The sequence below is a fragment of the Pseudomonas sp. NBRC 111127 genome, assembly GCF_001320345.1.
GTDB lineage: Bacteria > Pseudomonadota > Gammaproteobacteria > Pseudomonadales > Pseudomonadaceae > Aquipseudomonas > Aquipseudomonas juntendi.
Genome location: NZ_BCBD01000165.1, coordinates 1 through 12,123 on the forward strand (window position 1 = coordinate 1; position 12,123 = coordinate 12,123).

The following is a 12,123-nucleotide window of genomic DNA, read 5'->3' on the forward strand; positions in this document are numbered from 1 at the left end:
GCGCCCAAATACTGTCGACATCACTGGTAGCCACAGTGAGGGGGAAACCTTCCAGTACCGTCATGGCCATGCCATGCAGGCGTAGGAAGTCTTCTCGAATGCTGCCGACCCCTCCGATTTCAGCAAGGCAGGCATCCAGCCGGTCGACCAAGTTGAGCAACTGAGCGGTGTCGTAGCTTGCACGCAGAGAGTCGAGTACCTTGGTATCGACGTCCCCATAAGGTGTCACGCGGAACGAAGCTGGCGGGATATGCATCAGTTCGTCACCTCAACGTTGCTGTCAGACATCTGTTTCGCACGCATTGATCCCGCAGCCTGCTGGAAAATGGAATCCTTGATCCAGGGTTCCGGTGGGCGTTTGAGTTTCAGGTTGAACTCCCCAAAACGTTTGACATTGCTGGTTAGGTAGGGGCTGAGAAACGATACGTCGTCGTCAGTGAACTGCCAGCCATCACGGGCGAGCTTCTGCAGGATGCGCATCATGTCCACGGTGTTCTGCAGGATCACCGACGAGGCCACCATGTCGTTGTAGCGCAGGCGTTTCTGTTGCTCGTCCGGATCGTTTTCGGCGATCACGTCACCGCCAAAGGACAGCCACTTAGAGAAGCCGTTGTAGGACTCGATCTTATTGGTGTTGGCGGTGACTTCCTGGCGCAACTCGCGGCTGCCGATCCAGTTGAGTAGGAAGATCGTCCGGATCACGCTGCCCAGCGCTTGCGCGGCATGATAGAGCTTGTTGCGCCGACTGTAGGAGCCAAGTTTGCGCAGCAGCATAGGTGAGGAAATCTTGCCGGCCTGGATTGACAACGCGACCTGCATCAGATCCTGCCAGTGGGTTTCGATCAGGTGCCAGTCGGCGGTGTCGGTGAACAGACGGTTGATGTGTTTATACGAAACGCCGCGATCTGGCCGGCACATCACCAGGTCGCGCCAGTTGCGGATACGCGGCATCAGATTGATGCCCAGCAGATGAGTGAAGGCGAACACCGTGGCCGACTGGCCCTGGGTGTCAGAGTACACCGTATCGGGTTCGACGCTGAGGTCGACCTTGAGCAACCCCTCAATCACATAGATTGCCTCCCAGATACCAGGCGGGATGAAGTGCTGGAACACCGCGATGTAGTTATTGGCCACGTGTCGGTACGCCACGGCCCCCATCTTGCGATAGCGGAAGTGGTAGCCGGCCAGCAGATTGTCGTCATAGAAGTCGAACTGCGTACCGTCCGCGGCCACCGCCTTGCCATCGCCCCAGAGCTTGGGCAGGTCAAGTTGCAGATAGAGTTCCACCAGCTCGCGGTTAGCCTTGTCTAACTTCTCAAGCGAGAGATGGCGGCGATTCGTATAGGACAGCATGTGCGGCGTGACATTACCGGCCAGATGCCGTGCGGCCTGGTTGGGGCCAAGGTTGCAGCCCATGGCGAAGATCGTCATCAGGTAGCGCTCGGCCGGTTCTTTGAGCTTTGGCTCGTTGCCGGACATCGGCCCGAAATGCCGAGTGAACTGAATCCAATGCTCAATGTTGGCCATGATGTCGAGCACGTGCCTGGCCGGCATGCGCTGCATAAGCGCCGTCTGTAGCGAGATGGCCGAAGGCGGGATGTCCCGCGCTATCACTCGGCGTAGCACCGGTTCGCCGGCTTCATTGATCGATACGTCACCTCGGCAAGAAGGGAATTTTTCATCCAGATGCTGCGCGGTTTCCTCCAGCTGAATCTTGAGGGAGGCGACAAACTCCTTCGCCGTGCCAGGCAGCCCCACCTTTTCGCAGTAGGCCGGTAGACGATGGAAACATTCTTCCCAGGGCAGCAACTGCTTACGGTAGTCGGCGAAAGATTCCGACCCCAGCACGCACATATCACCCGAGCGCAGCTCACTGGCCAGGTAAGAGAACACGCAGACTTCCAGATAGCGCCGGTTGGTAGGTGGCCCTTCACTGGCAGGACGACGCACGACCTTAACCCAGCGCTCCGACGCAAACGACAAGTCGACATGCTCGTCGATCCACTCGCGGTGTAGATTTTCGCTGTCCTGGATGAGCTGAAGCGCCTGGATAAGTGAGCGATCCTGAGTCGTGGGTTCCAGTTGAAGAAGGTGGCTCAGACGGAACAACAGCGAGCGATGGGACTTGAAGTGCTTCCAGATCAGCGGCAGGTAGTTGTTACCGCCCGTAGCCTGGACTTCGGCGCAAGTCTCGCGCAACCGATCCAGGTTGCCATCGGGAGAGAGGAATTCCCGGATCAGACTGCCAGCCTCCTGGTCATCCGGTTCCTGAACAAGAATCTGCACCACGCCATCCAGGGTGGCCGCCAGTTGCTCCAGCTTCTGGCGTTGCCGCGCCTGGATTTGCTCCAACTCCTCCTTGGCGCGTTTGTGGATCGTCGAAATCCGTCGGATGAACATCTCGGCCAGGTGATCCCGAGTTCGCACCCGCATCCGATAGATCAAGGCCAGCATCAGTGTGTAGCGTTTCGGCTGCGAGCAGTCCTTCAGCTCGGCGACGTCCGACGCGGCGGCTTGGGTGGCGAAGTGGCGGATCTTAGCATCGACGACCCCCTCAAGAATGGCATCCAGATCTCCGAAGCTCTCTAACCACGCCAGGTGGTCGATCAACACCTCCAGGTGCTTGCGGGAAGGCTTCTTGGGTGCCTGCTTGAGTGCGTTGAAGTCACTCTGCCGACGCCCGAAATCCGTGTCGAGCAGCTCCTTTAGCTTGTAGATCACCTCGATTGGCGCTCGGAGCACGATCAGGTTGAAGGTAACTTCCTGAGCACTCGCCAAAGCGGTTTCTGCGATGTTGTTGAGCGTCGAATAAGCCGGAAGCTCATAGCCACGCTGAATCAGCTCATCAAGCATGGCATTAATGAGATCGACTCGCTGCTCAAGCACTACAGCGCAGTCACGTGCGATTTCCTCAGTGATCGCTAGCCCGTCGCTGCTATAGAAGGGTGTAACCTGCAGGTACTGCCGAACCGCCGCTTGGTGTCGGTAAAGGGTGCGGGGGTTGCTGTAGCGCGGAGCTATTCGTGCGCCGTAGCGAAGGCATTGTCGGACATGACTGATGAGCTCCTGAGGAAGCTCCTCGAACGGAACAAAATAGTGTAGCTGCTGAAACACCTTTAGTTGGATTGCCAGCCCAATCGATAGCGCTGGACTCTTAGCGGTGTTATTGACCCATTCGATCTCTGAATCAGACAGGGAATAGCATCGATGCAGCTCCTTAGCTGGCAACTGACTGGGCAAGAGCGGGTAGGCTGTCCTTTCCACCGAAGCCATTGAGTTCATCCCCCAAGTAAGGCAAAACATCAGCATAGACGGCTAGTCAGGCGGGGGATGACCAGCAATCAAGAACTCAATAAATTTCCTTTTAGTTCAATATCTTGCAGAACGAATGTCCTAATTTTTGCCTTATCTCGGCATAACCCCTATAACGCCCCCAAGGCCGTCCAAGTTGTCCAGCCCTGCGTCAGTCTCATACTCCCCTCCCCCAGCTCGCGCAGGTGTATCCAGCATACGCGCTTTTACATACGTACGTACGTATGCTAGAATTTCATCCGAAGCTTGTCCTGCTTCCCCGGCGGCTACCGGGTTGAATTTTTCTAGGAGTGCTAAAGATGAATCCTGTGCAAATGGGTTTGAGTTTTGATGAGAGCGTCGCTGAAACGGCTTTCAGTGCAAGTGAGAGCTGGTCATCACCTGAATACACCCATGATGCTTACAAGATGTTGTTGGACACCGCCTTTAGCCGCTTGGACGAGGTCCCCGCCGAGGTCCGGCCGATGTTCCAGCAAGGAATCGAATCCTGTCTTCAAGCGTTGCTGCAGGAAAAGCGCTGTGGCACCGACACCGTTCAAGCAGGCTCATTTTCGTGGCGCTCAGCGTTGCCTGTTTCGATGGATCAATGGGCTGATTTGTCCTTTTTGGCGGACGCGGGTGGCTCAGTTGGATGCCGTTTTAAACAGCGCCGGGCACCGCGCTCACAGACCCTCGGAATCCATGTTCCTGGCGTAGGATCGGTAGTCATACAGGCTTGGCTGAAAAGCGCTGAACAACGTTGCTGGAGCGAGTTTGTTCCGTGGGAGTCGAGCTTTTTCCGCACCAGTTTTCGAGATGTGGTCCACCTTCACAAGCTCGATTCTCATCGGTGGGATAATGCAGTTTGTCCTGGAGCATTCGCTGAGGCCGGGGACAAGGTGCCGTCGGTCCCAACGGTCAAGGTCAATGGGCGACAATTTGTGATTATGGGCGCGTCATATTCCCGCGAATTTCGCGACAGTCATGGTTGGACGTTCGTTCGGCACTGTGACTGGCCGAAACAGACCTACACCTATTCGGAGCTATGCAGTTTGTGGGATGCAGGCATCCTGGAGCGAGGTGATTGCCGCGGCCTGTTGGCCAAAGTGAAGGGGGAGCTGTGTGTGATGGCCGAGATGGTGATGCTCTACGACGATAAAGTCCTTCCCTAAGTAGAGCGAAGCCCGGTCGGCGGCTACCGGATCCGGGCTTCTACCAGAAATGAACTCGTCTAGGAGCGTCTGGGTTCGCACATGATAACGACTGCAACCAGCTACCTCAACCGACCCTACTATGCAAGATGGGAACGTGGTGCACGTTTTTACGAGCTGCGGATCCTCGTGGACTTGATCGGTCACACAGTCGCGATGCGCAACTGGGGAATCGCCGGAGAGCCTGGTGTCGGTGAAATACGAACCATATTGGTCTCTGATGAGGCCTGTTCAAAACTGATACGTAGGGTCAGCCGCCTCCTGCACAAGCGGCGGTACGTACCTGTGTACAATGGCGGGATCGCGTAATGATCGAGATGAAGATAGCCGATATGGCAGCGGACGATGATAAGCCCCTCAAAAGAGGGCGAAAATCAAACGTAGCCCCCTACGTTCAGACCGACATGTTCCAGGCGAACATTGTCGAGTGGCCAGTGAAGGACGACCTGGCCAGCATGGAATTCCCGCTATTCAGCCTGTCGACCAAACCTGATACGAGCGTTCGTGAGTACAGCCAACCAGGCACGAACAAGCGAGTACGCATTATTCCGCCAGTGATCGGTGCTGCCACGGTATTCGATAAAGACCTGTTGCTGTTCCTCGGCTCGCAGATTATCGAGGCACGTAAAGCAGGAATGCCAATTTCCAAGCGGGTCAAGTTCGATACGTACGATTTTTTGACGGGTACATCTAGGGATCCGGGTGGAAACGCGTATTCCAACGTCTTGGACATGCTTCGAAGATTAAGAGGCACCCAGATCGAAACCAATATCGTAACTGGTGGTCAAGAGCAGACGAAGGGATTTGGCTGGATTGAAGACTACACCGTCACCAAGACTGCATCCAATGGCAAGGGCGTATTGGAATGCGAGGTCGTGCTGTCGGAATGGATCTACAACGCCTTTCTACATTTTGAAGTAATGAGCATTGACCGACGTTACTTTGGGTTGCGGATGCCTCTTGAGCGACGCCTGTATGAGCTCGCTCGTAAGCACCTGGGCAGCAAGATGATTTGGGCAGCTGATATCGCTGCGCTGCAGCAAAAATGCGGCTCAAAACAGAGCCTTACTCATTTCAGGGCGGATATTCGCAAAATCATTCAGCGAGACCTGCTACCGGATTACCACATGGGGCTGGATACCAGCGTGAAGCCCCATCGGATCGTGTTTTACACACGCGATGAGCAATCACTCCTCGAGGAGTTGGCTGCAAAAGGTGAAATGGAGTGGTTCGCTGCTCTTGAAAAGCGAGACATGGAGTGTTGAATGCCGGCACGATCGAGGCTTGAGCAATACGATCATTTGATGGGAGAGCGTACTGACCAGGCCATTGCCCTACTAGCAGACTGCAGCGCCGAAGCCGTGCGTCGGCGCAGGCTCAAGATCGGAAAGGTTCGATTTGCCCTGGCTGAGGCTTGTCCCCCTGCCCTTCTCAAGTATCAGCATCTCCTCGGTAAGCGCCCAGTGGCTGAAATCGCCAAGCTCGCAGGCGTGTCGGCCTACTTTGTCATAAAGCGCATCAAGCAGCTGGAAAAGCCCACCTTCAAGAGATCAGCGATCACCGACTTTGATCATCTCCAGGGGACTATGTCTGACCAGGCCATTGCCGATCTTGCAGGTTGCTCGAAAGAGTGCGCCCGCAAGCGTCGGCTGCGGCTCAATGTCTCAGCAAACCGCGACACCAGATAGAAAAATAGCCATGTCGTCGTATATCGCCGACATTGATAGTTGCATGCGTACGTACATACGTATAATGTGTGTAAGGAAACCCACCGTGTTGTGCCTGGCGGCTACCAGGCCCACCAATCAGCGTCTAGGAGCTATACCATGAAGCGCATTTCGTTATGGTCCGTTGATCGCGACGACACCCTCCATCTCGATGATGAAATCGGGAAGCTGGAAGAGGCCTATTCGGTAATGACCACCGCTAATCGTGCCCTTGTTGAAGGAGATGATCTGAGCCTTACGCGTTTAGGCTTCGACATCGATCACATCGCAGATCTGAAGAACCGCCATTCTGAAGGCAAGCCAGGCTTTCCTGCGTATGTCATGCGCAACCTCCAAGACACTATCCAACAGCTGTCAGGCTTGAAACGAGGAGCCAGCGACGGGCGCGGCGCGAGGCTTGTTGAGCCCCAGTGAAGATCTGTGCTGATGCGTACGCATCGTACGTGCGTACGTATCTATAACACAGCAAACGGTTTATTATTGTCACTACTTCAATCCATATGGAGGCCTGGTCATGGCTGGACGAAAAGACGCTGCGGCAGCACCTTCGCAAACCAAGCGGAGCCAAAAAACTATCACCATGCGTGACGACTACCACGAGCGTCTTCGCAAGCAGGCATTCGAACAAAACACTGCGATGTCATTCCTGATCGAGGAAGCCCTGGAAAAGTTCTGGGGTATCGAGCCAACTCAACCTAATAAGTGATACTCGAGCGGGTTCGTATGAACCCTGCTTAACCTTCGTCGCAACACGCCTCTTCAGCTTATCTCCCCTCCTCCCCCGCCCTCCTCCGATGCTTTCAGCCCTGCTCGCTGCAGGCCTGCGCTGCCATGGGCGGCCGGTCTGTTGCTACTAGCAACGTCACGGCTCCGAATTCAGGTTTAAAGGCAAAAACCTAGGAATAACCTGAATCCACGGGTTTACAATAGAAATTCAGGTTCTATACTAGATTCATCAGCAAAACGGAGAAGTGCTATGAACTCAAATGTAGAAATGGTCGATGATGTCGCAACCTATGTGGATTTCAACGAGCTCTTTTTCACGCCGCGTTTCGCCGCGGATTGCTTCGGCCTCACGACTCGGCGCCTGAAGGACATTGAAGAAGCAAACAATATTGAAATTCGGCGGGTACCGCGTGGGACGGTAACCTCCAGGGTTTACACACCTTCGGACCTTTTCGATTTGGCAGCGCTTCGTCGTGAACTTGGCCACTTCAAGGGCTTGGCGCGTCAGGTGGTCATGTCTACATACATTTCGAAAGGCGGCACTAATAAAACCACCACTGCAGTCGGTCAGGCGATAGCCTGCTCCCTTGCGGGCTTGCGGGTTCTATTGGTCGACAATGATCCGCAGGGGGATACCTCGAGCATGCTGGGCTATGACCCAGACGCTACTCCAGAAGATCTGAAGGAGTTGGGCATCCCCGCTGACCGAATCGTTGATGGCCATCTTGGCCACCTAATCAGCCCAATGCTTCGTATGCGATCGTTTCAACCTAAAACTCTCGATGAAGTCATTAAAAAACCGTTTGGTGAAAATGGTCCTCATTTAATCCCCGCCGACGCCTCTTTGGAGGACCTCGGGGTAGCCCTAGACGCAGCCAACAATTCGGATATGTGGTACACCAAGTGGGTTGAAGATGGCAGTGCAGGACTGATTCCAGGCTGCAACCTCTCGCAGTACGACGTAATAATCTTCGACAACGCACCCGCAGGTTCCCGCCTTACCAAGAACACGGTGGCTGCTAGTGATTTGCTCATGAGCCCGGTACGAATGGACAAGTTTTCATTCAAAGCGATCTTGCGACTGCATGAATGGTGCGCGGCTTTCGCCCGTGAATACAAATTTGCCCCAGAGTTGGTCGCGGTGCCTACGATGTTTTCTAAGGGCCGGCCTAGGATGTTGAACAATCTGTATCGGTTGAATCAGCTATTTCCGGGGCGCGTTACTGAGGAAAAGATCTACCACTCTGCAGATTACGTAAATTCCCTCGACGACGGTGTTCCCCTGATGTTTTGGAAAGGCGCAAACCGGGAAACAATCGAGAATGCTCGTGCTGTGCATGCAGAGGTCCTGGAGAAAATCCGCCGTGTTGCTGCGCAGCCCCTGGATTGAATGTTGTTAGTAGCAACAGGTTTTCACAGTGTTGCTAGTAGCAACACCCAGAAATTTGTTGCTACTAGCAACAGCCGAATGGATTGTTGCTAGTAGCAACACAGGAGGGACGTATGAAATCGACTGACTACCCAGGCAAGCCAAGCACAGCAATGGCATCGCTACGAAAGCCATCAGAAATGCCACCATCAACGGGCAGCCGTCGCAGCAGATCCGCCATGCTTGAGCAGGCCATGGGGTCTGCTCAGGATGCAGAAATTTCTCTGCCCGTGGCACCAGTACCGCGGGAAGGTCAATTTATACCAAAGGATGAATGGCTCGAAGAGGTATTGGTTGAACTGATTGATCCATCTCCGTATCAGCCACGGATGTTCTTCGACCAGGCAAAGCTAGAAGAGCTCGCCGGATCAATTGATTCTGTTGGCCTCGGTAAACCGATTTTGATCCGGCCTGTGGGTGAGCGCTATGAGCTTGTCGGCGGTGAATGCCGTTGGCGTGCTCATAAAATGCTAGGTCGCGAGACGATCAAGGCTTTTGTCAAACCCATGTCTGACGACATGGCAATGCTGTTGGCCATCACCGATAACATTCAAAATGACCTGACCGACTACGAAAAAGCTGTGAGCTATCAGCGATATATGCTGAAAGGTACTGACAAAAGTCAGCGTGCATTAGCTCGACGCCTTGGTGTCGATCATACGGTCGTGAACCGGTGCCTTGACCTGGTGCAGCTTCCTGACCAGATCAAAGAAATTCTGAACACGAAACCTGACCTGATCACTGCCAACTATGCGAAAAAGTTCGTAGAGCACTCGAAGGTTGATGTGAACATCGTGCATCGAGTAGTGATTCAAATGGCCGAAAAGGGAACTGGCCAGGAGGCCGCACTTCGGATCATTGGGCAGAAGCTCGCTGCTTGTAGCGGTCCTAAGGCCCAGGCGGCGGAGCCTCGGAAGTTGCAAGGGTTTGGATCTGTTCGCTTGAATGGTCGCAAGCTGGAATTCAAGATCGATAAGGAAGTGGACCCACAGAAAATCATGGACAAGCTCGCGGCTTTCCTCGATTCAATTGATGCCGCTGAATTTGCGACACCTGGTAAAGGAAAGTGAGCTTAGGTGAGCCCGCCCGAATTTGGGCCGGTTCAATCAGCGATTGGAGTGCAACGCATGGGAAGGCCTAGTGAACCACATCATGTCAGGTACGTATTAAGCCTGGCCAGGAAATGCCCCTTTCCTGAATGGCTCCTACTAGAGCTGCCAAATGGCGAGTGGGGGGCATTCTGGCAGGCGGGGCTGGATGGAACATGGGCGACCGCTGTGTGGGAGGGTGATTTCTCCGCGTGCTCGATGGTCCATGCCGACAGGCAAGTAGTGCTGAGCCATATGGAAAAGCACCAAACAAAGTGAGTTGAAACAGCCCTAGTCTGTTTGTTGTATGCGTACGTACGTATGTATATAATGTTCTTGTGTTAGACATCCTGCAGGGGTGGCGGCTACCGCCTCTGCGGGTCTACCCGTCTAGGAGCAAGAACATGAACGGTTTTACATCCATCCATACCGCACTAAGCCATGCCCCAGAGCATCAATGCTCAGTTCCAGATCTTCCATTGAGCCAAGTCGTCACACAATATGCCTCCATCGCCCAGCAGATGGATGAGGAGGGGGCTCATCGTCTTTTCGTAGCCCCATCAGCGACCGATGTTGTTCGACTCGGTGCCAAGGCTCGATCGCATGGCCTGTTATCCCTTCACGATGCAGCGAGCGTCATCACCAAGTGGAAAGACCAGGCCGCGGATCAAGCGAAGACAGGCGCTAACAGCGGAAAAGTTGTCCTGTCCTTGTTCGACAAAAGTGGTCAATGGTCGGATCCATGGGTTGAAGCCGGGTACCAGGTATATCGATTCGATATTCAAGACAACCCTGAACTAGGCGACGTCAGCAAATTCGACGTTGAATTTTTCAAGGAATTCTTCGGCGATTTCCAGGGGGCAGACGTGTACGCGATCATCGCCGCCTGCCCATGCACCGACTTTGCGAACTCTGGTGCAAAGCACTTTGCAGCCAAGGACCTCGATGGCCGAACTGCGATCTCGATCGAACTGGTTCATCAAACGATTCGTCTGGTTGAGTACTACAGGCCTTCGATTTGGGCGGTTGAAAATCCAGTTGGTCGGATCGAGAAACTAGCGGGCCTGCCCCCATGGCGGCTCAGTTTCAACCCGTGCGATCTCGGCGATCCGTACACCAAAAAGACGCTGATTTGGGGCCGTTTCAACGCAGATTTGCCCGTCGCACCGGTCCTACCTACAGAAGGCTCAAAAATGCACACACAGTACGGCGGAAGCAGCCTGGCTACTAAGAACGCACGAAGCGTGACACCTGAGGGTTTTGCATACGCCTTCTTCTTGGCCAACAACGCTGCTGACAATCCAGTACTTGAAATCTGCGGAAAATATGACCGCATCGACCCTCGACTATTGGCACTTGCTGTTCAGAACGGGCTTGAGCTTCAAGACCTTTCGGCTCTGCTGGACGATGCCTACTACGACTGCGATGACCACGCAGTTACTCAGCTGCTAAATGATCGGCTAGGCGATGTCGCCTATTCGGTAGCGGAGTCAACTGGGCAGCTGGCAATGGTGATTTAGCCGATTCCGATTCCCGGGTGGCCAAGCCAGCTGGGGACAATTGTGTGTTGCTAGTAGCAACAGGCGGGTGTTGCTACTAGCAACATCCGAATTGAATCTGCCGCTTATCGTTAGCGGTTTTTTTTGGCCTGACGCAAAAGGGTAGGGTAGCCCACAGTTCAGACATGTGTGCTATATTCTGTATTCAGGCCATTATACGGAATTTGCCAAATGTCACTTGGAACCTTCAACCACGACGAATTGCTCCAGGAAGTGAAGTTGATCCTGGATGGCTCACATCCAACTCATAAAGGCAAAGATGCCGCCGGCCGCTTCCTGCGTCGCGTTGGCAAAGACTTCAACTCGGGTGAGTTTTCCAAAGACCTCGACCAGCACCGGGACGATTACGCGAAGCGGTTCGGACTGGACACTGCCCAAATCGAATGGATCGCGCAACAGGTAAGGGCAGGGGCCGAAACCCCTGATCGTCCTCGCCGGCGTATGCGTTGAAAGGCACGTTGCGACCATTCCGATAAACCGTGAAGGAGGTGCATCGTGCTTCTACCTTTTGAGCTTGACCCCCAGATCATCCACCACATCATCTACAGCCAGGCCGGCTCCATCGGTAAGACAGTGATCGAGTTGATCATGAATTCGGTTGACGCCAAGGCCACCACGGTGAAACTCACCATGACCAAGGCTGGATTCGATTGCGTCGACGACGGCAGCGGTTTTGCCAGCCGTGATGATGTTGTCCGCTACTTCGGTCGATTCGGCACGCCGCACCAGGAAGGCGACGCGACTTACGGACGTTTTCGTTTAGGCCGCGGCCAGATCATGGCGCATGCCAGGACTGAATGGATATCTAACCGCTGGTCAATGCGAGTTGATACCCGTGTCATGGGCTACAGCTACGAGCTTGAGGATCTCCAAGAACCGCTCAACGGTTGCAGTATCACCGGCACCTGGTACGAAGCCCTCAACGACCTCGAGCTGATGTCAGCGGTGCAGGAAATTCGCGATTTGGTTCGTTACACGCCCATTAGCGTTGAGCTGAACGGGCGCGTCATTACGCGCAATCCGGCCAATGAAAAATGGGACTTTGAGGACGACTGGGCTTACTACCGAGCCAAAGAAGAAGGCCCCGTCTCA

12 protein-coding genes are annotated in these 12,123 nt (G+C 54.2%); 10 read left to right on the plus strand and 2 right to left on the minus strand.

From position 1 onward, the window contains the following. The coding region (locus tag APH30_RS22640) for a hypothetical protein (RefSeq protein ID WP_054913823.1) at positions 1-256 on the minus strand (256 nt) is incomplete at its 3' end. Continuing rightward, complete coding sequence (locus tag APH30_RS22645; RefSeq protein ID WP_044261451.1) at positions 256-3,273, minus strand: Tn3 family transposase; 3,018 nt, start codon at positions 3,271-3,273, stop codon at positions 256-258. The genes APH30_RS22640 and APH30_RS22645, both read right to left, overlap by 1 nt. Before the next feature lie 338 nt (positions 3,274-3,611). Here APH30_RS22645 and APH30_RS22650 point away from each other — a divergent pair, with 338 nt between their 5' ends. The 10 genes from APH30_RS22650 to APH30_RS22700 all read left to right on the plus strand — a co-directional run. Next, positions 3,612-4,463, plus strand: a complete 852-nt coding sequence (locus APH30_RS22650; protein WP_054913824.1) for a hypothetical protein — start codon at positions 3,612-3,614, stop codon at positions 4,461-4,463. Between the two features lie 347 nt (positions 4,464-4,810). Beyond that, positions 4,811-5,767, plus strand: a complete 957-nt coding sequence (locus APH30_RS22660) for a replication initiator protein A (protein WP_054913826.1) — start codon at positions 4,811-4,813, stop codon at positions 5,765-5,767. Further along, positions 5,768-6,190, plus strand: a complete 423-nt coding sequence (locus tag APH30_RS22665; protein WP_054913827.1) for a hypothetical protein — start codon at positions 5,768-5,770, stop codon at positions 6,188-6,190. 138 nt (positions 6,191-6,328) lie between these two features. Then, positions 6,329-6,643 (plus strand): hypothetical protein, encoded by a 315-nt coding sequence (locus tag APH30_RS22670; protein WP_054913828.1) that lies wholly within the window; start codon positions 6,329-6,331, stop codon positions 6,641-6,643. Between the two features lie 100 nt (positions 6,644-6,743). After that, positions 6,744-6,935 (plus strand): hypothetical protein, encoded by a 192-nt coding sequence (locus APH30_RS22675; protein WP_054913829.1) that lies wholly within the window; start codon positions 6,744-6,746, stop codon positions 6,933-6,935. 270 nt (positions 6,936-7,205) lie between these two features. Next, a complete protein-coding gene (locus tag APH30_RS22680; protein ID WP_054913830.1) occupies positions 7,206-8,345 on the plus strand; it encodes an AAA family ATPase in 1,140 nt (379 codons plus the stop codon). Positions 8,346-8,458: 113 nt separating this feature from the next. Next, positions 8,459-9,454 carry a ParB/RepB/Spo0J family partition protein gene (locus APH30_RS22685; RefSeq protein WP_054913831.1) on the plus strand — a complete coding sequence of 332 codons (996 nt, stop codon included), beginning with the start codon at positions 8,459-8,461 and terminating at the stop codon, positions 9,452-9,454. A 422-nt stretch (positions 9,455-9,876) separates the two neighbouring features. After that, positions 9,877-10,992, plus strand: a complete 1,116-nt coding sequence (locus APH30_RS22690; RefSeq protein ID WP_254176700.1) for a DNA cytosine methyltransferase — start codon at positions 9,877-9,879, stop codon at positions 10,990-10,992. A 210-nt stretch (positions 10,993-11,202) separates the two neighbouring features. Then, on the plus strand, positions 11,203-11,481 hold the full coding sequence (locus APH30_RS22695) for a hypothetical protein (protein WP_054913832.1): 279 nt from the start codon (positions 11,203-11,205) through the stop codon (positions 11,479-11,481). Between the two features lie 45 nt (positions 11,482-11,526). After that, positions 11,527-12,123: ATP-binding protein (locus APH30_RS22700; RefSeq protein ID WP_177333776.1), on the plus strand; the 597-nt coding region annotated here is incomplete at its 3' end.